The organism is Haloparvum alkalitolerans, from assembly GCF_055381565.1.
This window is the reverse complement of the sequence record NZ_AP043938.1, coordinates 1684072-1707164: the sequence shown is the minus strand read 5'-3', so window position 1 is coordinate 1707164 and position 23093 is coordinate 1684072. Positions and strand designations below refer to the sequence as shown.

Below are 23093 nucleotides of genomic sequence, written 5' to 3'. Positions count from 1 at the left end.
CACTTCCGCCGCGGGAGGCTGGCGTTTATGTCCGCGGCCCGCGGACGCTCTCACGATGGACGGCGGGACGCTCCCCGGCGCGACCGACGACGCGAACGACGACGCCGAGCGCGTGGTCCTCCACGTCGACATGGACTGCTTTTACGCCTCCTGTGAGCGCCTGCGGGACGAGGACCTCCGCGGCGAGCCGGTCGTGGTCGGGATGGGGTACGAGCCCGGCGAGACCATCGGCGCGGTCGCGACCGCGAGCTACGAGGCGCGCGCGTTCGACGTGAACAGCGCCGACCCCATCTCGAAGGCGCTCCGGAACCTCCCGCGCCGCGCCGACGCGGACCCCGACGATCCGGACGCGCCCGACCCCGAGGAGACCGCCCACTACCGTCCCGTCGACATGGCGTTCTACAAGTCGATCGCGGCGGACGTGAAGGAAGTGCTCCACGACTGCGCCGAGGTCGTCCGCGAGGTGAGCGTCGACGAGGCGTACCTCGACGTGACCGGGCGCACGTCGTGGGACGCCGCTGGGGCCGGGGCGGCCGAGGCGGGCGCCGAGTCCGGAGCGGCCGCCGATCCGTCGGCGAGCGCCGCGGCCGGCCCGGCCGAGCGCCGCACGCTCGCGGAGGGGTACGCCCGGTACGTCCGCGACCGCATCGAGCGCGAGGCGGGCGTCCCCGCCAGCGTCGGCGTCGCGCCCAACATGTCCGCCGCGAAGATCGCCAGCGACTTCGACAAGCCCGAGGGGTTGGTCGTGGTTCCGCCCGGCCGCGTCCGGGAGTTTCTGGCACCGCTGCCAACCGAGGAGGTCCACGGCGTCGGGCCGGTCACCGCACGGACGCTCGCGGACATGGGCATCGAGACCGCGGGGGACCTGGCGGCCGCCGACCCCGCCGATCTGGAGGCCGAACTCGGCGAGCGCGGCCGCGAGCTCCACGAGCGCGCCCGCGGCGAGGACGACCGCGAAGTGACGCCAACAGGGCTCCCCAAGAGCCTCTCGCGGGAGTCCTCGCTGCCGCCGACCGACGACGCGGAGACGAAACGCGAGCGCGTGCGGGCGCTCGCGGCGGACGTCGCCCGGCGCGCCCGCGAGCGGGAGTGTCTATACCGGACCATCGGCGTGAAGGTCGTCACGCCGCCGTACGACGTGAACACCAGAGCCCGGAGCCTCCCCGGCCCGGTCGACGACCCCGAGTTGGTCGAGGAGGTGGCACTGGACCTGCTCGAGGAGTTCGCGGACGAGAAGGCCCGGAAGCTCGGCGTTCGCGTCTCGAAGCTCGACTTCGCCGAGAGCGACCAGTCGACGCTCGGCGGGTTCGAAGGGAACGCGGCCAGCGACGACGAGAACGCCGGCGGCGAGGACGACGCCCCCGACGATGTCCAAGACGACGTCCCCCACGAGCCACCCGGCGAGGCGATAACCGACTGGGTCGGTCGCGAACCGGGAGCCGAAGAGGGGACGAACGACGCGGACGACGCGGACGGAGCGGGCGGGACGCGCGCCGCTCGGAACCGCGAGGGGCAGGCCTCGCTCGGGGAGTTCGACGCCGAGTGACCGCCGCTTAAGTGAACTCCCCGCGAGCCGGAGGGTATGCCCGCCCTCCGCCCTCCCCTCTCCGCCGCGCTGAACGACGCGCGGCTGGTCGCCGCCGCGACCGCGGTAACGCTGGTCGAGGCCGTTCTCAGGATTGCGGTCGCCGTGCTGTTCACTCCGCTTCTCGCCATAGCCGTGCCGCCAGTGGTCGCGGCCGTCGGCCTCGCCGCGGTCACGCCGCGGTGTCTTCCGGACGACGGCCGAAGCACACGCGCAGACGCCCCCGGAACCGGGAGCGTCCGCAACCGACTCCCCCGACTGCTCGCGGTGGCCGTCGTCGGTCACGCCGCCGCGTTCGTCGGCGGGATCGCGCTGTTCGTCCTCGTCGATACCCCCGCGAAGGCCGCGGTCTACTGGCTGGGTCGCGGCGACGCGCTCGGGATCGGCTGGCTCGTCGCGTGGCCCACCGTCGGGCTCGCCGCCGGGACGTTCCTCGCGTGGAGCACCGTCGCGGGCGCGGTGACGGCGAGCGTGCTCGGGGCGGCCGCGGAGGTCGAGAACTCGCCGATCCGCGGAGCCGTCGAGGGCGTCGCGCTCGCGGTCGTCCGCGCGTTCGCCGCCCCTCGATCGCTCGCGGTCGCCGCCGGCTGTCACCTCGTTCCCGTCGCGCTCGCGCTGTCGGCGGCGGCGACGGTGCTCGTCCTCGGTTCGCCCCGAGGTCCCGACGCGGTCGGGGTCGCGCTGATGGCCGGCGTCTCGGTCGGCGCCGTCGCGCTGATCGGGCTCTCCCTCGCGTTCCTGACCGCGCTCCACGCGCAGTGGTGGACGCCGGAGGACGAGGGCGGAGGGGCGGCCGCGACCGACCGCGACCTCCCGGTCCGGCGCGTCGCGCTCGCCCTGCTCGTCGCCTCGGCGCTGGTGGTCGGCGCGGGCGCCGTGCGCGTCACCGAGACGCGACCCGCCGACACGGCGCCCGACCCGCTCCCCGAGGACCCCGACGCGCTGTACGCGACCGCCTTGGCCAACACCGAGCGCGCGAGCCACGACTACCGCGTCGCGGTCGAGGGGGACGACGAACCCTTCGTCGTCGGCCACCGGATCGACCGCGCGGACAGGCGCTACCGGCAGTACCTCCGCGGCGAGGCCGTCGGGCCCGAGGTGTACGCCTCGACCGGCGTCGGGTCGCCCCCGCCGCGGACGGGGGTCGCCGCCTACGCGCTCGGGTCGCGGACCGCGCCGGAGACCGAGCAGTCGGTCGCCGCGCTCCCCGCCTTCGTCTACTGGGACGTCACCTACGAGTGGCGCGCGAGCGGGCTGAACCCGCCCACGGCGGTCGAAGGGTGGGAGGTGGTCGAGCGCGACGCGGACCGCGTCGTCTTAGAGCTCACCGACCCCGCGGCGGTCTACCGCGCCGCGCAGGGGCGGTCCCCAGACGCGGTCCGGAACGTCTCCGCCTCCCGGATCCGCGCCACGGTCGACCGCGACCGCGGCACGCTCCGCGCGGTCGACGTGCGCCTGAACGCGACGGTCGTCCACGGCGACGACGCGCGGCGGTACGACGCGACGACGAGCCACGAGTTCGCGGTCGACGTGAGCGTCGAGCGGCCCGCCGAACTCGGTCCGCCGCGTCCCGGCGAGTTGGTCTGGCGGCTGCTGGTGTACTGACCCGACATCCTCCCCTCGACACGCTCGTCAGACGCACGTCGGACGCGGTGGGAAGGTCTTTGAGGCCCGGCGGGCGTCTGTAGGGTAATGAGCGACGAGGAGACGATCCACGTCGCGGACGTGAGCGACGGAAGGGGAGGTGCCGGGGTCGAGCCCGGAACGCCCGTCGAGGTCCCCGTCGTCGAGATCCTCACGGGCCGCGGCTTCATCACGGGGAAGTCCGGGTCCGGGAAGTCGAACACGGCGTCGGTGTTCATCGAGAGCCTGCTGGACAACAACTTCCCTGTGTTGATCGTGGACTCAGACGGGGAGTATTACGGTCTGAAGGAGGAGTACGAAATCCTCCACGCGGGCGCGGACGAGGAGTGCGACATCGTCGTCTCGCCGGAACACGCCGAGAAGATCGCCTCGCTGGCGCTCGAACAGAACGTCCCCATCATCCTCGACGTGTCGGGCTACTTGGAGGAGGACACCGCGAACGAGCTCCTGCTGGAGGTGGTCAAACACCTCTTCGCGAAGGAGAAGAAGCTCAAGAAGCCCTTCCTGCTCGTTCTGGAGGAGTGCCACGAGTACATCCCGGAGGGCGGCGGGATGGACGAGACGGGCAAGATGCTGATCAAGGTCGGGAAGCGCGGCCGCAAGCACGGCCTCGGCATCGTCGGCATCAGCCAGCGCCCCGCGGACGTCAAGAAGGACTTCATCACGCAATGCGACTGGCTGACGTGGCACCGGCTGACGTGGGACAACGACACGAAGGTCGTGAGCCGGATCCTCGGGTCGACGTACGCCGACGAGATCGAGGACATGGACGACGGCGAGGCGTTCATGATGACCGACTGGGACGAGTCGATCCGCCGGATCCAGTTCCACCGCAAGCAGACGTTTGACGCGGGCGCGACCCCGGGGCTCGACGACTTCGAGCGGCCGGAACTGAAGTCCGTCTCCGGCGACCTCGTCTCGGAGCTGGAGACCATCGCCGACGAGAAGGAGCGCCACGAGTCCGAGATGGCCGACCTCCGGCAGGAGCTCGACAAGAAGCGCCAGCGCATCAACCAGCTGGAACGCGAGCTGGAGGACGCCCGCGACATGTCGAACATGGCGGACAAGTTCGCGCAGGCGCTGCTCCAGAAGGCGGAGGCGCCGTACCGCGGCGGTGACGCCTCGAACGGCGCCGCGCCGGGCGGCCGCGACCAGTCGGCGCTCGACGACTACGACGCGGAGGCCGAGGCGTCCGCCGACGCTGCCGACGACACGGCGCCCGCCGACGCCGCCGAGGGCCGGGAGGCGGCGGACGGCGGGAAAGCGGCGGCCGGCGCGGCCGACGCCGCCGACGCAGGTGCGCCCGAGCCGGACGCCGAGGAGCCGCCGACCGACGTGGACCCGGTGAGCCGCGACGCGGTCGCGGAAGGGGCGCTCCGGTTCGACGCGGCGATGGAGCACGGCACGCGCGAGGCGGTCATCGAGGAGCTCCGCGAGCGGATCGCGGGCCTCCCGGAGCTGTCGGTGGCGATGCTGCGCCACTACCGCCGCGAGGGCGAGAGCGAGCCCCTCGCGGCCCACATCGACGCGGGCGGCAACGGCGACGCCGAGCACGCCTACGCCCGTCACCGCCCGATCCGTCGCTCCGGCCTGATCAGACACGCCGGCCGCGGGAGCTACGAGTACGCGGTCCCGGCCCTGATCCGCGAGGCGTACGCCGACCGCCTCTCCGAGGACGAGGTGGCGGCGATGGTCGCGGAGGTCGAGGAGGCGTTCGTCCCGCCGGGCGAGCGGCGCGACGCCCCGGAGGCGGACATCGGGACCCCCAGCGCGGTCGAGGACGCTCCCCGTGCCGGCGCGGCCGATGCGTCTGATGCGGCCGATGCGGCCGGTGGCTCCGAGCACGAGGGCGCCGGAAGCGAGGGGACGGACGAGGCCCCCGAGTCGGAGGACGGTCCGCGCCCGACGAGCGGTGACGAGGCCGAGGGCTCCCGGTCGGGGCTCAGCGATGCCGCGAAGCGCTTCGCCCGAACCCGATCGGACGGGCGCGCAGCCGACGACGGCGGAAGCGAAGCCGGAGCGACGGATGACGGAAACGAACCGGACGCAGCCAACGACGAACCGGACGCGGTCGACGACGAGGACGTGGAGATCCTCGACTCCTGATCGGTCGCGAGATCCGGTCACAGGTACGGCCCGTATCCGTGTGACCCGCCTCCACGCTACCGACCGATTGAAGCCTCGCGAGCGACGCCGTCGACGCATGAACACGCCGGACTCGCTGGCGGACGCCGACGCCGAAGCGCTGCTCGCCGGGCGGAGCGACTGGGTGGACGCGGCGGTCGCCTCGCGACTGACCGAGCACCCACTGGAGAGCGTCGACACCGAGTACCCGCACTACGTCGGCGCGGTCGAGGGGCCGGCGGGACCGACGCCCCCGAGCGAGCAGCACCCCGTCTTCTACGGCTGCTTCGACTGGCACTCCGCGGTCCACAGCCACTGGGCGCTGGTCCGCGCGTTGCGGCTGTTCCCCGACCATCCCGACGCGGCCGCGGTCCGCGAGCGCGTGGGCGCGCGGCTGACGCCCGAGAACGTCGCCGCGGAGGTCGCTCACTTCGAGGAACACGACTCCTTCGAGAAGCCCTACGGCTGGGGATGGCTGTTGCGCCTCGCCGCGGAGCTACACCTGTGGGCCGAGGAAGCGGACGGAGAGGGCCGCGAGACGGCCGCGGCATGGCGCGAGACCCTCCGTCCGCTGGAGGACCGGATCGCGGAACTCGTCGCGTCGGAGTTCCTCGCGCAGGAGCGGCCGTTCCGCGTCGGGACCCACGACAACTCCGCGTTCGCGCTGGCGTGCGTGCTCGACTACGCGCGGACGGTCGGGCGCGAGGGGTTGGCGGCCGAGGCGGCCGACACCGCGCGCCGGTTCTACGCGGACGACGCGGACTGGCCGCTCGGCTACGAGCCGCTCGGCTGGGACTTCCTCTCGCCGGGGCTGACCGAGGCCGACCTGATGCGCCGCGTGCTCCCGCCGGCGGAGTTCGAGACGTGGCTCGACGGCTTCCTCCCGGATCTGACCGCGCCGCCGAACGACGAGATCCTCGATCCGGTGCCGGTCGACCCCGACTCGGCAGACGGGGTCGCGCTCCACCTCGTCGGACTGAACGTCGCGACGGCGTGGTCGCTGGCGGGGATCGCTGACGCGCTCGGCGACGACCACCGGCACGCGGACCGCCTCCGAGAAAGCGCCGGCCGGCACGCGACCTACGGGGTCGACCGCGCGTTCACGGACGACTACGCGGGCGCGCACTGGCTCTCGTCGTTCGTGCTCTTCCTGATCACGCGCGAGGAGGGCGGAATCGCGCCGACGCCCTGGGGCGGAGACTGATAGTCCGCCGCGGACACAGTGAGAGGCCGATCACGGTTTTCCCTCCAGTGATCGCGGCGATGCTGAGGTACTGATGCGGTCGGCGCGCGCGAGAAACGCGCGCGAGGGAGGTCGCGGGCCGGCCGCCTGCTGTGCGGTTCGCGGCCGGCCCGCGGCCGAGGCTGGGGAGGCGTGAGGCTGCGGTGCGGTCGCAGTGCGGGGTGGGACTGAAAGGGGCAGTCGGCTCGATCCGGCCCCGGCGCCGCAAGCACCGCAGCGGGCGTTGCGGAGAGCGAGGAGCGCAGCGCGTGTCGCGGCCGGTCGAGCCAGCTGGGGCTTTCGAGGTGTTGCTGGCAGGAGCAGCAGGACCAACAGCAGTTACAAAAGCCTCGTACGGAGAGCCGGTGGGGCTTTCGAGGTTGCTGTCCAGATCAGCAGGATCAACAGCAGATCCAGATCAGTATGAGGGAGCGCCGACAGAGGCTTTCGAACTGGAGGGCACCCACGCGATCCGCCCGTCCTCGTCACGGGTTGTCACAGAAGGTCCGAGAACGTCCGTAGCCACCCTGATCTCGCGACCCGGGCGACGTGCCTACTCCGCGTACGGCCACGTGAGGTCGCGCAGCACCGCCTCGGGGTCGTCGGCCTTCGCGACGCCCGACGCCAGCAGGACGCCCTCGGCGCCGAGCTCGCCCGCCGCGCTCACGTCGTCGCCGGTGGAGACGCCGGCGCCGCAGTAGAGGTCCACCGCGGGGTCGACCGCCTCGACGGCGGCGACGGCGTCCTCGACGATGCCGGGGTCCGCGGTCGCGACCGAGTCGTCGCCGCCGATGAGTTCGGGCGGCTCCACGGCGACCGCGTCGGGACCGAGCGCGGCGGCCGCGCCGGACTGGGCCGGGTTGTTCGCACAGACGACCGTCTCCAGGTCCGCGCGGTCGGCGGCCTCGAGCGCGGCGTCGATGTCCGCCAGTTTGAGGCGGCGCTCGGAGTGGTTGATCAGCGTGCCGACCGCGCCGTTCTCCGCGACCGCCTCCGCGAGCGTCGACCCGGTGTGGGAGCCGTGGGCGTTCGGCGAGACGTGCTGGGCCCACGTCTCGACGCCCGTCTCCGCGACGCGGGCCAGGTCCGCGGCCTGCGGGGAGACGGCGACGCGGACGCCGGTCTCCTCGGCCACGTCGCGGGCGGCGGTCGCGACGGCGACTGGGTCACAGGGATACGCCTTCAGGTTGACCAGAACGAACATACGCGAACGCGGGGCCGGGCGGGCAAATAGCTTCATGTGTCGGCGAGTTCCCCGTCGAGGTGTCCGAGCGGTCCGCCGGCGTTCCGACCGTGCACGTCTTTCGCACGACCGACCATAACCACATATACGTCGCGTGCCAACGACTGACAACGAACATGTCCCTCCCCGAACTCATCGCGGGCGTCGAGGCCCACCGCGCGACGCTGACGGTCTACCACGCCCCAGAGGCGGTCCGCGCGGAACTCGCCGAACGGTTCGCCGACCGCAACGTCGAGGTCGCCCACAGCGGCGTCACCGGCGGCGACGAGACGGGGTTCGCGCTGTTGCGGCGCGACGGGGAGGTGATCAGCGCGACGCCGCTTGCCGACCTGCTGGGCGACCCGGAGGCGACGACGCCGAGCTTCGACCGGCGGTCGTACCGCGCGGTGCTCGACCACCTCGACGAGACGCTGTTCACCTCCTTCTCGACGGCGCGGATGGTCGCCGCTTCCCGGGAGATCGAGGACCGCGCGTGGCGCCGCGGTGAGGGGACGCTCAGCGCGGGCTTCCAGACGCTCGACGTGTTCGCCGACCAGACCGACGTGTACGAGACGCTCGGGAGCGAGAAGGCGCTCGACGTGCACGCGTACGCCGCGCCCGAGGGCGAGGTGCCGGACTGCGACGGCGTGACGCTTCACGTCGAGCGCGCGCCGGAGGTCCGCGACTCGTGGTTCGTCGCCTACGACGGGAACGGCCGCGACGCGGACAAGTGCCTGCTGCTCGCGGAGGAACGGCAGCCCGGCCGGTTCTACGGGTTCTGGAGCTACGACCCGGCCACCGTCGACTACGTCTTCGACCACCTCGCGGACGCGTACGGACGCGTCGACGCGGACGGCGAGCCGGACGCGGTCGCCTAATGTCGCCGGAACCCGGGGTAGTCGTCCGAGCCGAGAAAAGCGGCGCCGTCAGTCCTTCCGCTTGACCACGTCGCCGAGCGTCATCGTCGAGCTGTCGCCGGAGTCCCACTCCTCGTCGACGTCGCCGCCCTCGATGAGCGAGATGTCGAGGGTCGACTCCAGCTTCTTTCGCACGTCGTCCGGCGGGAGGATGTCCCCGCGCTCGAGCTTGCGGATGATGCTCGCCTTGAGGTTGAGGTCGTTCGCGAGCTCCTCCTGGCTCTGACCGCGGCTCTCGCGCGCCTTGCGGATGCGGTCGTCGTAGTCGGCGGCGACCTCGTCCATCTCGTCGAACATGTCGCGGCGCCGGCTCGACGATCCGGAGGAGCCGGACGACCCCGACGATCCGCCGCTCGACGATTTGCCGGAGCTCGAGGAGGTGGAGTACTTGCTCGTGGATCCGGAGGTGGACTCCTGGCGGACCTCCGTGCCGAAGTCCGTACAGGAGTCACAAAGCTCCAGTTCGGCGCCTTCGACCTTCGTCGTCGTCAGCGAGGCCTGTTCGGCGCCACACATCTCACACTGGGGCATGAACGAAGCTAGCGGAGCCGAGCGTATAAAGGGTCCGCCGTCGCGGCGCCTCCCCGCCGCGGTCGGCGAGACGCCCCGGGTTCGGTACGCTGATACTTCCGGCGACACACCGGGAGATATGGACGTTCACGTGACCCCCTCGGACGTGCGCGGGACCGTGCGGGCCCCGCCGTCGAAGAGCTACACCCACCGCGCGATCCTCGCGGCGGGCTACAGCGACGGCGCGCTGGTGCGCTCGCCGCTCGTCAGCGCCGACACGAAGGCGACCGCCCGCGCAGTCGAGCGGTTCGGTGGCGACGTGACGCGGGACCGCGAGCGCGACACCTTCGACGTGGCGGGGTTCGGCGGCCGCCCCGCCGTCCCCGGCGACGTGATCGACTGCGCCAACTCCGGGACGACGATGCGGCTGGTGACCGGCGCGGCGTCGCTCGCGGACGGCGGCACGGTGTTGACCGGGGACGACTCGCTCCGCTCGCGGCCGCAGGGCCCGCTCCTGTCGGCGCTGTCGGAGTTGGACGCGCGGGCCGAGTCGACGCGCGGAAACGGACAGGCGCCGCTGGTCGTGTTCGGCCCCGTCGAGGGCGGCGAGGTCGCGATCCCCGGCGACATCTCCTCGCAGTACATCACCAGCCTGCTCATGGCCGGCGCGGTCACCGAGACGGGTCTCGACGTGGAGCTGACGACGGAGCTGAAGTCGGCGCCGTACGTCGACATCACGCTGGAGGTGCTGGAGGCGTTCGGCGTCACCGCGGAGCCGGTCGGTAGCGACACCGCTGAGGGGGCCGAGGGATTCCGCGTCGCGGGCGGTCAGCGCTACGAACCCACAGACGGCGAGTACACGGTCCCGGGCGACTTCTCCTCCATCTCCTACCTCGTCGCGGCCGGCGCGGTCGCGGCCGCGGACGACGGCGAGGTCGTCGTGCGCGGCGCGTTCCCGAGCGCGCAGGGCGACTCCGCGATCATCGACGTGCTCGACCGCATGGGCGCCGACATCGAGTGGAGAAAAGGCGACGGCGCGGTCGTCGTGCGGCGCTCGGACCTCTCCGGCGTCGAGGTCGACGTGGGCGACACTCCCGACCTCCTGCCCACCATCGCGGTGCTGGGTGCCGTCGCCGAGGGCGACACCCGGATCGTCAACTGCGAGCACGTCCGGCTGAAGGAGACCGACCGCGTGGCCGCGATGGCGGCGGAACTGGAGCGGATGGGCGCGTCGGTCACCGAGGAGCGAGACACGCTGACGGTCCACGGCTCCGAGAGCGACCTGACGGGGGCGACCGTGGACGGCCGCGGGGACCACCGGATCGTGATGGCGCTCACCGTCGCCGGGCTGGCCGCGGACGGCGAGACCACCGTGGCCGGCGGCGAGCACGTCGCCGTCTCGTTCCCGACCTTCTTCGAGACGATGTACGACCTCGGCGCGCGCATCGACCGCGAGGCGGACGGCACGGACGCGGACGGCGAAGCCGACGGCTAACCGCGGACTCGCCGCCGTGCCGCCAGAAAAGCTTTCACGGCGAGCGGAGAAGGCCCGGCATGGTTACACCCGTCGAGATCGGACTGCTCGCGGCCGCGCTGATCGGCCTGTTCGTGGCGTTCAAGCTGCTGAAAGCCGTGAAGGGGCTGGCCGTCAACGCCATCGTCGGCGTGGTCATCCTCTTCGTCGCCAACCTCGCCGGGCTCGGCGTACAGATCTCGTGGCTGTCCGTGCTGGTCTGTGCGATCGCCGGCGTTCCGGGCGCGGTGCTAGTCATCATCCTCTCGTACCTCGACGTCGCCTTCGTGGCCGGGATGCTGACGCCCGTGCTGTAGCCGTTTCCGGCCACGGTTCGGCGAAAACGCCGACGCGAAACGGCGGAGCCGGACCGCTACTCGCCGAGGTCCACGTCGACGCGGACGTACTCCTCGGTCACTTCCTCGACCTGCTCGGGGGCGATCGCGTGACCGTCCACGTCCGGAGGCGAGAGCGCCGCCTCCATGCGTGAGGCGACGCCCGTCTCCGGCGAGAGGCGGGCGTAGCCGTCCTCGATCGACGAGATGCGTCCCACGTCCTCCCCGTGGACGTCCACGACGTGCTTGCCGACAGCGTCCTGTCTGAACTCGCGCATGCGTCACTCGTGTGGACGCCATCCCGTAAAGCGCTGTGGCCGCACCGGTCCGAGCCGAGGCCCCGCGTCGACCCGGAACCGGGCGACCCTCACGAACGTTAACTCGGGAGCGACTCCATCGTGGGGCTTTTTGCGGCCGTCCGACGAATCGAGGGGTATGCGAAACGCCAAGATCGTCTGTACGCTGGGTCCGGCGTCGGACGACCGGGCCACGATCCGCGCGCTCGCGGACGCCGGCATGTCGGTCGCCCGCCTCAACGCCAGCCACGGCACTACCGAACACCGTGAGGAGGTGATCGACCGCGTACGGGCGGTCGACGGCGCGACCGTCGACCCGCTCGCGGTCATGGTCGACCTGCAGGGGCCGGAGGTCCGCACCGCGGAGATCGACGAGCCGATCCGACTGGAGGCCGACTCCGAGGTGCGGTTCCACGAGGGCGCCACCGCGACGCCGACCGCGGTCGGGCTCACTCACTCCATCGCGGCCGCCGAGCCGGGCGACACGGTGCTGCTCGACGACGGCCGCATCGAGGCGACCGTGGAGCGCGTCGAGGGCGCGGACGTGATCGCCCGCATCGACTCCGGTGGAAAACTCGGCTCCCGAAAGGGCGTCAACCTGCCGGGCGTCGCCATCGACGTGGACCTGATCACCCCCTCCGACGAGGCCGAACTGGACCTGGCCGCCCGCGCGGAGGCGGACTTCGTGGCCGCCTCGTTCGTGCGCGACGCCGAAGACGTCTACCGGATCGCCGACGGGCTGGAGGAACGCGGCGCCGAGGACATCCCCGTCATCGCGAAGATCGAACGCGCGGGCGCGGTCGACAACCTGGAGGGGATCGTCGACGCCGCCGACGGCGTGATGGTCGCACGCGGCGACCTCGGCGTGGAGTGTCCACTGGAGGACGTTCCCGTCATTCAAAAGCGGATCATCCGAACCTGCGTCAACGCGGGCGTCCCGGTGATCACCGCGACCGAGATGCTCGACTCGATGGTCCACTCCCGCCGGCCGACGCGCGCGGAGGCGTCCGACGTGGCCAACGCCGTCCTCGACGGCACCGACGCCGTGATGCTGTCCGGCGAGACGGCGATCGGCGACGACCCCGTCAACGTCGTGGAGACGATGGACCGGATCGTCCGCGAGATCGAGGGCAGCGACGAGTACGCCGAGACGCGGGAACAGCGCGTCCCGACCGCCGACGAGGGCTCGCGGACGGAGGCGCTCGCGCGGTCGGCGCGCTACCTCGCGCGGGACATCGGCGCGGACGCGGTCGTCGCCGTCTCCGAGTCCGGCTTCACCGCCCGCAAGACGGCGATGTTCCGCCCGGCGGTGCCGGTCGTCGCCACGACGCCGAACGACCGCGTTCGCCGTCAGCTCGCGCTCTCGTGGGGAGTCCGACCGAAGTACACCGACTACGCCGAGGACATGGAACGCGTCCTCGACAACGCCGTCGACGCGGCGCTGGAGGCCGGCGCCGCCGAGTCCGGGGACACGCTCGTCGTGCTCTCCGGCATGATGACGGAACTGGAGGGGACCAACACGACGAACACGCTGAAGGTCCACGTCGCCGCCGAGACGCTCGCCTCCGGGAAGGCCGTGGTCGCGGGCCACGTCGCGGCGCCGATCGCGCGCACCGACGACGGCGACCTCGACGCAGTCCCGGACGGCTCGATCGTCGCGCTCGACGCCGCTTTCGAGGGCGAGTTCTCCGGCGACCTCTCCGGGCTGGCCGGCATCATCGACGCCCGCGAAGGGATGACCGGCTATCCCGCGGTCGTCGCCCGCGAGCTCGGCATCCCGATGATCTCCGGCGCGGCGCTCCCGCCGACGGTCGCGGACGGCGACGTGGTCACCGTGGACGGCGAGCGCGGCGTCGTCTACGACGGCGACGTGACCGCCGAAGGGCGACACAGGTAGGCTGCAGCCGCCACGCAGGGAGGCGACCCCCGCGCGTTTTCGAACCACGGGGAGCCCGCCAACCATTTATCGGACGGTCGACTACGTCCGTTCATGAGTCGCAGCGACGACCCCGTCGGCGACGCGGCCGACGCGGACGCGGCCGACGACGAGGGCGGCGACTGGCGCTTCTCGATCGACGAGGTGGGGCCGGACGGCGTCGTCGAGGAGACGAGTCCCGGCGACGAGCCGATCGAACCGGAGTCCATCGTCCCGGAGCACGCCGTGTTCGTCGCGCTCGGGGTCCTGCTCGCGGTCGGCGTCGTGGTCGTCGGCGTGCTGTAGCGCGGTCGAACGGGCGCGTTTTCTGTAACCCGGTCGTCCCAGACCGATTTCTGTAACGCGGTCGCTACAGGTCGAGCGGCCCGCTCTTGAGAAACTCCCGCAGCAGCACCGTCGCGTAGCAGCCGCTCGGGAGCGCGAACGAGAAGGTGAGGTCGTCGTCGACGGAGAGGTCCGTCTTCACGAGGATCGCTCGCCGCGTCCCGGTCGAGCCGAACTCGCCCGGGAGGTCGAAGTCGGCCGGCTCGACTCCCGCCTCAGCGAGCACCTCGCGCTCGATCTCGCCGGGTTCGCCGTCCGCGAGTTCGGTCTCGGTGCCGACCAGCGGCGCGGTGACGAACGCGCGGTCGCGGCGGCAGTGTCGCTCCACGATGGAGACGCGCGATTCGGAGACGCGCTGGAGTCGGTCGGTGTCAGGCGCGTACAGCTCCGCGGGGGCGTCCGTATCGGAGAAGCACGCCACGTCGCCGGCGACCGGCGCGCCGAAGGGGAGCCCCCGCCGCAGCCGCTCGCTGAGGATGCGGTTGAAGAGGGCGGACTGCGCCGCGTTGACGAACAGCCGCTGGAGGTTCGAGGGGACCGCTTCGAGCGCCTCGCGCCACGCCGCGTCCGGCGCGTCCGCGGGCGCGTCCGCCTCCGCGAGCCGGTGGAGCATGCCGCGCTCGAACCGAAGCTTGCCCGGCATCGCCTCGAGGCAGGCGTCCCAGTCGGGGGCGTCGCTCGCGAACTGCTCGTCGACGAGCGCCCGCGCCTCGCGGGTGTCCGTCGGCTCGCTCTCGTGGGGGTTGCCCGCGTACAGCCTGACCGCCTCGCGCCAGTCGCCGCGGACGACCGCGAGGCCCACCTCGTGGGTGACGGGGCGCCGACTGCCGAAGCGCTGCTGGCCGAAGTAGTTGGGGACGCCGACCGGGTCGTCGGGGTCGGGCGGCGTCCCCTCGTCAGCGTTCCCCGCTCCCGCCGCGAACGCGCGGAGGGCCGCGGCGATCTCCGCGGCGCGCTCGCGGGCGTCGGGGGCGGCGTCGCGGACTCGGATCTCGAAGGCGTTGCCAGCCAAATCGCCGAAGGTGAGCGCGCGTCCCGCGCGGCCGAGGACCTCGATGTCGGCGTCGCGGACCTCGGGGAGGTCCTCGGGGGCGGCGTCGCGGACGGAGATCAACTGGGTCGTGACCGCGCGCTTGTCCTTCGTGCCCGCCCACGAGACGCGCTCGCGGCTGATCCCCATCGCGTCCGAGAGGCGGCGGACGAAGTCGTTCGTGTCCCAGTCGCGGAGCGTGACCCGACAGACGAGGTGGGGGTACGCGCCCGTGGGCGCCTCGAGGGGCTCGACCGAGAACGCCTCCAGTTCGCGGACGCGGAAGTCCTCGGGGCTGGTGCGGAGACGCCCCCCGATGCCGTCCGCGTCGCTGACGTAGTGGTCGATGCCGACCGCGCGCTCGACCGGGTGGGCCTCGCGCATCAGTACAGCGGGAGGTCCCCGGTGACGCGGTCGATCAGGTCGTCACTGGCCGGCCCGACCGCGAGCGCGGAGACGGTGCCCGGCTCCAGCTCGGTGTGGCCGGCGTCGCGGACGATCGCGTAGGGGATCCCCTCCTTGTCCGCCCTGTCCGCGAGCTCGAACAGCTGCGACTCGGAGTCGCCGCGCAGGACGACCTTCTTCTGTCCCTCGCCCTGCCACTTCTTGCGCGTCCGGCGGCCGGCGTCCTGGAACGCCGACAGCGAGGCGTGGGCGACCTGCGCGGCGAGTTTGCCCTCGCCCATTCCCAGGTCCGCGCGAGCGACGATGGCCTGCTTCATACTCGCTCTCTGCGTGGCCGCGGCTTTAGGTGTGGCTACTCGGGGCGCGTGGCCGCGCCAGCGGGCGGGGACGGGCGCCGCCGAACCCCGGCCCAGCCGGACGAAAAACCCTTGCCGGCGCGCCGAGAGGCGTCGCCCGTGCCCTCCACGTTCGCCCGCTTGCGCGCCGCCCTCGGCCGCGCCGCGACCGCCCCGCACCGCTTCTTCGACCGCCGCTCGCCGTCGCTCGGGACCGCGGTCGTCGTCGTCCTCGCGGTCGCGGTCTGCGTGAGCCTCGGAATCGTCGCCCTCGGCGCCGTCTTCGACGCGACGATCGACGCGACCGTCACCGTCGAGAACCCCGACCGCCCGCCGGAGTGGGTCTGCGAGCAGCACGGCACCGACGGTGGCGGCGATGGAACCGACGGCGGAACCGCGACCGACGGCCCCTTCGCGTCGAGCTGCGAGGAGCCCGAGTACGTCGACGTCGACGCCGGCGCCGAGCTCCGCGACGCGGTCGGCGGGTACGTCCACTACGGCTTCCTCGGCGTCCTGCTCTGGTGGGTGTTCTCGGCCGGCGTGTTCCACGCCGCCGCGCGGTTCGCGGGCGGGAGCGCCCGGTTCGGCGCCTCGCTGACCGCGGCCGCGTGGGCGCTCGTGCCGGAGTTGCTCCGCATGGGCGCCGCGCTCGCCCTCCTGTACGGCGCGTTGCGCTCGGCGACCGTCTCCGCTGCCGGCATGGAGGCGCTCGCGGACGACGTGCTCGCCGCCCTCGCTACGGTCGAGCCCTGGCTCGTCGTCGCCTCGCTCCTGACCGTCGCGCTGGAGTGGTGGATCCTCGCGGCCGCCGGCGAGTCGTTCCACGACCTCTCCCGGTCGAGCGCCGCCGTCGCGGCCGCGATGCCGGCCGGGTTCTCCCTGATCGCGGCGCTGATCTAAACCGGCGCGAGAAGAGCCGCTTTCGCCGGGTCGTTCCGGCCGGATACCGACCCGCGGTCCGGGCAGCGGCGTCCGGAGGGGTCAGTCGGCGGCGGCCGTCCGCTCGTCCACCGGCGCGTCCGCGAGGCGGTCGAGCGCGTCGACCATCGCGGCGACGCTGGCGCGGGTGATGTCCGCGTCGGAGGCCTCGACGGAGACCGAGCGGTCGCCGTGGGAGAGGTCGACCGCGACCGTCACGACCGCGTCCGTCCCGCCGGTGATGGCGTCGACGTGGTAGGCGTCGAGGTCGAACGCGGCCAGGTCGCCGTCATCCGGAAGCGCGGTCCTGACCGCCTCGACCGCGGCGTCGACCGGGCCGGCGCCCGTGCCGGAGGCGACGCGCTCGTCGTCGCCGACGCGCAGGCGGACGGAGGCGGTCGGGAGGCCGGAGCCGGAGGTGGCCGAGAGGTCCACCAGTTCGACGTGGCGGTCGCGGTCGCGGCCCTGCACGTCCTCGGCGATGGCCAGCAGGTCCGCGTCGGTGACGCGCTTGCCGCGGTCGCCGAGGTCCTTCACGCGCTCGACGACGGCGTCGAGTTCGTCGTCCGTCGCCTCGACGCCGTGCTCCGAGAGCGCGGCGCTGACGCCCGCGCGTCCGGCGTGCTTGCCGAGGACGAGCCGTCGCTCGCGCCCCACCGTCTCGGGCGGGTACGGCTCGTACATCGCCCCGTCCTTGAGCGTGCCGTCGGTGTGGATGCCCGACTCGTGAGCGAAGGCGTTGGCGCCGCAGACCGCCTTGTTCGGCGGGAGCGCGACGCCGGTGGCGTCCGCCACCGCCCGGCAGAGGTCGTAGAGCCCGGTCAGGTCCACCGTCTCCACGTCGTAGACGCGGTCGAGCGCGACCGCGACCTCCTCCAACGCGACGTTGCCGGCGCGCTCGCCGACGCCGTTGACGGTGGCGTGGACGGTGTCCGCGCCCGCTCGGAGGCCGGCGTGGACGTTCGTCATGCCGAAGCCGAGGTCGTCGTGCGTGTGGAGGCTCGTCGGGCCCAGTTCCGCCAGCCGCGAGACGACCTCGCGGGTGCGCTCCGGGCCGGCCGCGCCCACGGTGTCGCAGTAGCAGACGCGGTCGGCGCCGGCGTCGAGCCCCGCGCCCATCAGGCGTTCGAGGTAGTCCAGGTCGGCGCGGGAGCCGTCCTCGCCGAGCACCTCGACCCAGAGGCCGTGGTCCTTCGCGTACGCCACGAGGTCGGCGGTGCGCTCGACGACCGCGTCGCGGTCGCTGCCCACCTTCGTCTCGACGTGTCTGTCGGAGGCGGGGACGACGAGGTTGATGCCGTCGACGCCGCAGTCGAGCGCGCTGTCCACGTCGGCGCGGACGCCGCGGGCGAAGCTCGTCACGGTGGCGTCGAGGCCCGCGTTCGCCACGCGGCGGATCCCCTCGCGCTCGCCCTCGGAGGTGCACGCGGAGCCGGCCTCCACGAGCGGGACGCCCGCGGCGTCGAGGTCGCGGGCGAGGTCGAGTTTCTCCGACGGCGTCAGCGAGACGCCCGGCATCTGCTCGCCGTCGCGCAGCGTCGTGTCCAGCAGCTGGACGCCCTCGCTGTGTACGGCCTCGGAGAAAACTGTCGTTACGTCGGTCGGGTCGCGGGCGCCGTCGTCGCGACGCGCGCGGTCGTCGTCACCGGAGAATTTCGCGGCCAGCCGCCGTGTGGCGACTTCCTCTATCCTCCGAATGACTGGAAACGTCTCGGGTCATTCGTACTCGTGTGGTTGTGACACGCACGGATAAGTTCGCGGGTCGGGACAGATATAGCGACGGCCGGCGAGGAGGGAGATTTCGGTCGGACCGAACTCCCGGCGCGGAGCTGTTGCGGTCGGCGCGCGAGGAACGCGCGCGAGGTCGCCAGCGCGCTACTGCACGCTGGCTGCTCGAAAATCTCCGATTTTCGGTGGAGGCGGCGGCGCGGCCGCCTGCGGTGTCTCCGGCGCGCCACTGCACGCCGGAGGCCAGCGGGACGCGGGTTGTCCCGCGCTGCGGTTTCGCGGCCGCGCCGCCGCCGAGGCTGGGGAGGGACGAGGCTGCTGTGCGGGGCGGTGGGTGGGACTGAAAGGGGCAGCCGGCTCGGTCCCGCCCGGACGACGCAAGCACCGCAGCGGGCGGTGTCTCCGGCGCGCTACCGCACGCCGGAGAGCGGCGAGACGCGGGTTGTCTCGCCAGCCTGAGAGCGAGGAGCGCAGCGAGGGTCCCGCGAGGAACGAGCGGGACGACGGCAGTCGCAGCCCGGCAGCCCGCCACCGCAGGCAGCCCGGACCGTCTGCCGGAACCCGGCGGGTCGAGCCGGCTGGGGCTTTCTGGACGCTGCTGTTCCAAGCAGCAGGCTCTGCAGCAGAAACAGAAAAATCGAACCCGTCGTACAGTGAACCTGCGGAAAATTTCACAGCAGGTTCGCGACGCTCCCTCAGATAACGCCCGTATAGCTCGCGACTTCGCGGGCGGCCGCCTCGCTCATCCCGCCGGAGATGATCGTGTAGCGGTCGCGGATCTCGTGGGCGGTCGTCAGCGCCTCGATCACCTCGTCGTCGCTGACGCCGAGGTCGGCCGCGGTCGTGGGCGCGTCGATGCTCGCCAGCGCGTCGCGGATGGCGGTCCACTGGCCCTGCTCGCCGCTGTGGAGGAACTCGGTGAGGATGGAGCCGACGCCGACCTGGTGGCCGTGGAGCGCCTTCCCCGGCGCGATGCGGTCGAGCTGGTGCGAGAACAGGTGCTCGGCGCCGGAGGCCGGCCGCGAGGACCCCGCGATGGACATCGCGACGCCGGAGGAGACGAGCGCCTTCGCGACGATCCACGACGACTCCTCCAGCCCGGGCCGGATCGAGTCCGCGTTCTGGACGAGCAGCTCCGCGGTCATCTCCGAGAGCGCGCCCGCGTACTCCGAGTACTCCACGTTGCGCAGCCGGCGGGCGAGTCGCCAGTCCTTCACCGCGGTGTAGTTGGAGATGATGTCCGCGCAGCCGGCGGTCGTCAGCTCCCACGGCGCGTCCGCGAGGAGTTCGGTGTCCGCGACGACCGCGAGCGGGGGGTCCGCGGCGACCGAGTGGCGCGTGTCGCCCTCCGGGATCGAGGAGCGCCCGGAGACGATGCCGTCGTGGGAGGCCGCGGTCGGGACCGAGACGAAGCCGACGCCGAGGTGGTCGGCGGCCATCTTCGCGGTGTCGATGGGCTTGCCGCCGCCGAGGGCGACGAGGTAGCCGGGGTCGACCGCCTCCGCGGTGTCGATCAGCTCCTCGACCGCGTCGAAGGAGGCCTCGTCGACGACCGCGGTCGCGGGGTCGTCGAACTGCGCCCGGACGCGGTCGCCCGCGAGCTCGTTCGGCGTCGGGCTGGTGACGACGAGCGGCCGCCCCGAGAGGTACAGGTCCTCGACGGCGCCCCCGAGGTCGTCGAGCACGCCGTGGCCCAACAGGACGCTCCGCGGGAGCTTGATCCACGTCGACTTGTCGAACATACGCGGGCCGACGCGGGGGAGTTTCAAAGGCGTTCCTCTTGATCCGGAACGGCGACGGGCGGCCGACGGCTCGCCGCGTCGTCGGGCAACGCGGAGCGTCCTCGACCGCTCGACGTGGTCCCACGGCCGCTCGACGTGGTCCGAACGCGAGCCGGCCCGTGGGCCACAACTTAATCGGATGGCCCCCGAAGCGGGAGTATGGAACTGCTCGTCCAGCTGGACCTGGTCGGCCCGGAGACCCTGCCGCTGTTGCTGCTCGCGGCCGGACTGCTGCTCTCGATGGCGGAGGCGATCGCACCGGGTGCGAACTTCATCGTCGTCGGGATCGCCCTGTTGGGCGCCGGTCTCGTCGGGCTCGCGCTCGGTCCGCTCGCGAGTCCCTTCCTGCTCGGCCTCCTGATACTGGTCTTCGGGGCGGCCGCCTTCTACGGCTACCACGAACTCGACCTCTACGGGGGAAAGGGCCAACAGCAGACGCGGGACAGCGACACGCTCAAGGGCGAGACCGGCCGCGTGACGGAGCGCGTCACGCCTACCGGCGGCGAGGTCAAGCTCGACGCCGGCGGGTTCAACCCCTACTACTCGGCGCGGTCGTTCGACGGCGAGATCGAGGAGGGGACCGAGGTGATGGTGGTCGACCCCGGCGGCGGAAACGTGGTGACCGTGGAGTCGCTGGGCGTCGTCGAGGACGACATCGACCGCGAGCTCGCGGCCGACCGGGAGCGGACGAGACGCGCCGCGGAGACCGAGCGGAACGCCGACGCGGAGCGAGAAACCGAGACCGGCCGAGACACCGAAACGGAAACCGGATCCGGCGGCGTCTGACCGGACTCGGTGGCGTCCGCCCGGCTAGCGAAGCAGGTATCGGAGCCCGTAGCCGATCAGGAAGCCGGCGCCGCCGAGCAGCACCGCCGCGGCCCCCGCCCCGACCGCGGACGCCGCCGCGGTGGCCAGCAGTCCCGATCGCACCTCCGCGAAGACGGCACCGCCGAGCCCCGCGGAGACGCCGAACAGCGGCCCGAACGCGAGCAGCCAGCAGACGAGGAGCCCCCCGTTCAGGTAGGCGTGAGCCGCCGTCGCCGCGACGACGACGAGCGCCCCCGCCTGCCACCAGAGCGGGCGAACGACCGCGTCGATCCCGTAGAACCGCTCGACGATCGCGAGGCCGGCGGCCGCCGCGACGAAGGCGGCCCCCGCGAGCGCGATCGCCCGCCTGGCCCGGACCGCGCTCCGACCGAACAGCGCGCGGTTGATCGGGTCGTCGCTCTCGGCGCGTGCCATGAACCGGTCCGGGTCGGGCTGTGCGCCGTCCGAGGGAAAAGGGTTGGGTGGTCGGGGGACCCGGACCCGGGCCGGACTCCCGTCGGGCCAACCCTTATGGTCGGATGTGCTAACGTGTGAACATGGAGTTCCTTACCCTCCAACTCGACGTGGGACTGGCAGGCGTCGGCCTGCTGTTCCTGCTTCTGGTCGTCGTCGCGGTCTGGCAGTCCGTCGAGATCGTGGACGCGTACGAGAAGAAGGCGCTCACGGTGTTCGGCGAGTACAGGAAGCTGTTGGAGCCGGGGATCAACGTCATTCCGCCCTTCGTCTCCCGCACCTACCCGTTCGACATGCGGACGCAGACGCTGGACGTGCCCCGACAGGAGGCGATCACCCGGGACAACTCCCCGGTGACCGCCGACGCGGTCGTCTACATCAAGGTGATGGACGCCAAGAAGGCGTTCCTCGAGGTCGACGACTACAAGAAGGCCGTCTCGAACCTCGCACAGACCACGCTCCGTGCCGTGCTGGGCGACATGGAACTGGACGACACGCTGAACAAGCGCCAGGAGATCAACGCGAAGATCCGCAAGGAGCTCGACGAGCCCACCGACGAGTGGGGGATCCGCGTCGAGAGCGTGGAGGTCCGCGAGGTCAACCCCTCGAAGGACGTCCAGCAGGCGATGGAGCAGCAGACCTCCGCGGAGCGTCGCCGCCGCGCGATGATCCTCGAAGCGCAGGGAGAACGCCGCTCCGCGGTCGAGCAGGCGGAGGGGGAAAAGCAGTCCAACATCATCCGCGCACAGGGTGAAAAGCAGAGCCAGATCCTCGAGGCGCAGGGTGACGCCATCTCCACCGTCCTGCGGGCGAAGTCCGCGGAGTCGATGGGCGAGCGCGCGGTGATCGAGCGCGGCATGGAGACGCTCGAAGCCATCGGTCAGGGCGAGTCCACCACCTTCGTCCTCCCGCAGGAGCTGACGAGCCTCGTCGGCCGGTACGGGAAGCACCTCACCGGCTCCGACGTGGCCACGGAATCGGAGGGGCTGGAGGGACTGGAGTTCGACGAGGAGACCCGCCAGATGCTCGGCCTCGACGACATCGACGAGATCCTCGGTCAGATCGACGAGGCGGCCGAGATGAACGTCGAGGAGCTCGAACAGGAGGCGGAGAAGGTCAAGGCAGGCGGCGAGTCGGGCATCAAGTCCGCCGACGAGGTCATCCAGGAGATGGACGAGGAGGTTCCCGAAGCGGACGCGGAAACGGAACCCGAGACGGAGTGACGACCCATCCCGTTCGGCGAGCCGGCCGTCGGCCCGTCCGGGTGTGGCGCCGTCCCGTGTGACAGACGCACACGGCGAACGAAGCCCTTTTAATCGGCGCTCGTCCACCTTCGGACGATGAGTGACGGCGTCGACGGGCGGAAGCGGGCCACACTGCGGCGCTTCGCCGCGCTCGGAGCCGCGCCGCTCGCCGCCGCCGGGAGCGCGGCAGCGGCCCCCGACGAGGACGCCAACGAAACGCGGGAGGCCATCCAGGGATACGTCGCGACCACGCCCGGCGCGCATTTCTCGAAGCTGCGCGACGACCTGCGGCTGGGGACCGGTGAGACCCAGCACCACCTCCGTAAGCTCGAGGAGACGGGGGCGGTCGAGTCGATGAAGGACGGCGACTACCGGCGGTTCTTCCCCGCCGGCCGGTTCGACGCCGTCGACAAGCGCGCGCTCGGATACCTCCGCCGGGAGACGCCGCGCGGCCTGGTCCTCGCGCTGCTCCGCGACCCCGACGCGACGGGCGCCGCCGTCGCCGACGAACTCGGCGTCTCACGGCCGACGATCAGCGCCGCGGCCGCGGACCTCGCGGACGCCGGACTGCTGACCCGCGAGGGGGGCTACGCGCTCCGGGAGCCGGAACGGCTCATCACGCTCGTGGTGCGCCACGCGGAGTCGTTCGGCCCCGACGCGGTCGCGTTCGCCGACGCTGCCGCCGACTACGTGCGGTACGACCCCTGACCGTCGACGACCGATCTCGGTCGCGCACGGCGCCT

21 protein-coding genes are annotated in these 23093 nt (G+C 72.2%); 13 read left to right on the top strand and 8 right to left on the bottom strand.

Annotation, left to right across the window (positions count from 1 at the left end):
- The first annotated feature begins 55 nt into the window (after positions 1-55).
- The 4 genes from ACZ432_RS10890 (at position 56) to ACZ432_RS10875 (ending at position 6557) form a co-directional block, all read left to right on the top strand.
- Positions 56-1546, top strand: coding sequence for a DNA polymerase Y family protein (locus ACZ432_RS10890; protein WP_426962391.1), 1491 nt, complete (start codon positions 56-58; stop codon positions 1544-1546).
- A 36-nt stretch (positions 1547-1582) separates the two neighbouring features.
- On the top strand, positions 1583-3190 hold the full coding sequence (locus ACZ432_RS10885) for a hypothetical protein (protein ID WP_426962392.1): 1608 nt from the start codon (positions 1583-1585) through the stop codon (positions 3188-3190).
- Positions 3191-3277: 87 nt separating this feature from the next.
- On the top strand, positions 3278-5335 hold the full coding sequence (locus ACZ432_RS10880; RefSeq protein WP_426962393.1) for an ATP-binding protein: 2058 nt from the start codon (positions 3278-3280) through the stop codon (positions 5333-5335).
- Positions 5336-5432: 97 nt separating this feature from the next.
- Positions 5433-6557 (top strand): DUF2891 domain-containing protein, encoded by a 1125-nt coding sequence (locus ACZ432_RS10875; protein ID WP_426962394.1) that lies wholly within the window; start codon positions 5433-5435, stop codon positions 6555-6557.
- A 571-nt stretch (positions 6558-7128) separates the two neighbouring features.
- Here ACZ432_RS10875 and tpiA read toward each other — a convergent pair.
- Positions 7129-7779: a triose-phosphate isomerase gene (tpiA, locus tag ACZ432_RS10870; RefSeq protein WP_426962395.1), complete on the bottom strand. Its 651-nt coding sequence runs from the start codon at positions 7777-7779 to the stop codon at positions 7129-7131.
- A gap of 155 nt (positions 7780-7934) precedes the next feature.
- Between tpiA and ACZ432_RS10865 the strand changes: the two genes are divergently transcribed.
- Positions 7935-8675: a DICT sensory domain-containing protein gene (locus tag ACZ432_RS10865; RefSeq protein ID WP_426962396.1), complete on the top strand. Its 741-nt coding sequence runs from the start codon at positions 7935-7937 to the stop codon at positions 8673-8675.
- Positions 8676-8723: 48 nt separating this feature from the next.
- Here ACZ432_RS10865 and ACZ432_RS10860 read toward each other — a convergent pair whose 3' ends face one another.
- Entirely contained in the window at positions 8724-9245 is a 522-nt protein-coding gene (locus tag ACZ432_RS10860) for a multiprotein bridging factor aMBF1 (protein ID WP_426962397.1), read from the bottom strand.
- Positions 9246-9363: 118 nt separating this feature from the next.
- Between ACZ432_RS10860 and aroA the strand changes: the two genes are divergently transcribed.
- Positions 9364-10719 carry a 3-phosphoshikimate 1-carboxyvinyltransferase gene (gene aroA, locus ACZ432_RS10855; RefSeq protein ID WP_426962398.1) on the top strand — a complete coding sequence of 452 codons (1356 nt, stop codon included), beginning with the start codon at positions 9364-9366 and terminating at the stop codon, positions 10717-10719.
- A 59-nt stretch (positions 10720-10778) separates the two neighbouring features.
- A complete protein-coding gene (locus ACZ432_RS10850; protein ID WP_426962399.1) occupies positions 10779-11054 on the top strand; it encodes a pro-sigmaK processing inhibitor BofA family protein in 276 nt (91 codons plus the stop codon).
- A 56-nt stretch (positions 11055-11110) separates the two neighbouring features.
- Here ACZ432_RS10850 and ACZ432_RS10845 read toward each other — a convergent pair whose 3' ends face one another.
- On the bottom strand, positions 11111-11350 hold the full coding sequence (locus tag ACZ432_RS10845) for a hypothetical protein (protein ID WP_426962400.1): 240 nt from the start codon (positions 11348-11350) through the stop codon (positions 11111-11113).
- A 157-nt stretch (positions 11351-11507) separates the two neighbouring features.
- On the opposite strand from ACZ432_RS10845, the gene pyk reads away from it, so the two are divergent.
- Positions 11508-13265: a pyruvate kinase gene (gene pyk / locus ACZ432_RS10840; protein WP_426962401.1), complete on the top strand. Its 1758-nt coding sequence runs from the start codon at positions 11508-11510 to the stop codon at positions 13263-13265.
- A gap of 93 nt (positions 13266-13358) precedes the next feature.
- Positions 13359-13589, top strand: a complete 231-nt coding sequence (locus ACZ432_RS10835) for a DUF7312 domain-containing protein (protein ID WP_058365631.1) — start codon at positions 13359-13361, stop codon at positions 13587-13589.
- 64 nt (positions 13590-13653) lie between these two features.
- Here the strand turns inward: ACZ432_RS10835 and truD are convergent, their stop codons facing one another.
- Positions 13654-15042 (bottom strand): tRNA pseudouridine(13) synthase TruD, encoded by a 1389-nt coding sequence (gene truD, locus ACZ432_RS10830; protein ID WP_426962402.1) that lies wholly within the window; start codon positions 15040-15042, stop codon positions 13654-13656.
- Positions 15042-15380, bottom strand: a complete 339-nt coding sequence (gene pth2 / locus ACZ432_RS10825) for a peptidyl-tRNA hydrolase Pth2 (protein ID WP_426962403.1) — start codon at positions 15378-15380, stop codon at positions 15042-15044. Before pth2 ends, truD begins: the two co-directional genes overlap by 1 nt.
- 138 nt (positions 15381-15518) lie before the next feature.
- Between pth2 and ACZ432_RS10820 the strand changes: the two genes are divergently transcribed.
- Positions 15519-16298: a YIP1 family protein gene (locus ACZ432_RS10820; RefSeq protein ID WP_426962404.1), complete on the top strand. Its 780-nt coding sequence runs from the start codon at positions 15519-15521 to the stop codon at positions 16296-16298.
- An 81-nt stretch (positions 16299-16379) separates the two neighbouring features.
- On the opposite strand, the gene ACZ432_RS10815 is transcribed toward ACZ432_RS10820, so the two are convergent.
- Together ACZ432_RS10815 and ACZ432_RS10810 are read right to left on the bottom strand one after the other, a co-directional pair.
- The gene (locus tag ACZ432_RS10815) at positions 16380-17867 is read right to left on the bottom strand and encodes a 2-isopropylmalate synthase (protein WP_464378865.1); all 1488 of its coding nucleotides are present in this window, start codon (positions 17865-17867) and stop codon (positions 16380-16382) included.
- A gap of 872 nt (positions 17868-18739) precedes the next feature.
- Complete coding sequence (locus ACZ432_RS10810; protein WP_426964414.1) at positions 18740-19786, bottom strand: NAD(P)-dependent glycerol-1-phosphate dehydrogenase; 1047 nt, start codon at positions 19784-19786, stop codon at positions 18740-18742.
- Positions 19787-19984: 198 nt separating this feature from the next.
- On the opposite strand from ACZ432_RS10810, the gene ACZ432_RS10805 reads away from it, so the two are divergent.
- Positions 19985-20611: an NfeD family protein gene (locus tag ACZ432_RS10805; RefSeq protein ID WP_426964415.1), complete on the top strand. Its 627-nt coding sequence runs from the start codon at positions 19985-19987 to the stop codon at positions 20609-20611.
- A 24-nt stretch (positions 20612-20635) separates the two neighbouring features.
- On the opposite strand, the gene ACZ432_RS10800 is transcribed toward ACZ432_RS10805, so the two are convergent.
- Complete coding sequence (locus tag ACZ432_RS10800) at positions 20636-21067, bottom strand: hypothetical protein (protein ID WP_426964416.1); 432 nt, start codon at positions 21065-21067, stop codon at positions 20636-20638.
- Positions 21068-21189: 122 nt separating this feature from the next.
- Between ACZ432_RS10800 and ACZ432_RS10795 the strand changes: the two genes are divergently transcribed.
- Together ACZ432_RS10795 and ACZ432_RS10790 are read left to right on the top strand one after the other, a co-directional pair.
- The gene (locus ACZ432_RS10795) at positions 21190-22329 is read left to right on the top strand and encodes an SPFH domain-containing protein (RefSeq protein ID WP_426964417.1); all 1140 of its coding nucleotides are present in this window, start codon (positions 21190-21192) and stop codon (positions 22327-22329) included.
- A gap of 117 nt (positions 22330-22446) precedes the next feature.
- A complete protein-coding gene (locus ACZ432_RS10790) occupies positions 22447-23058 on the top strand; it encodes a winged helix-turn-helix transcriptional regulator (RefSeq protein ID WP_426964418.1) in 612 nt (203 codons plus the stop codon).
- Positions 23059-23093 lie beyond the last annotated feature (35 nt).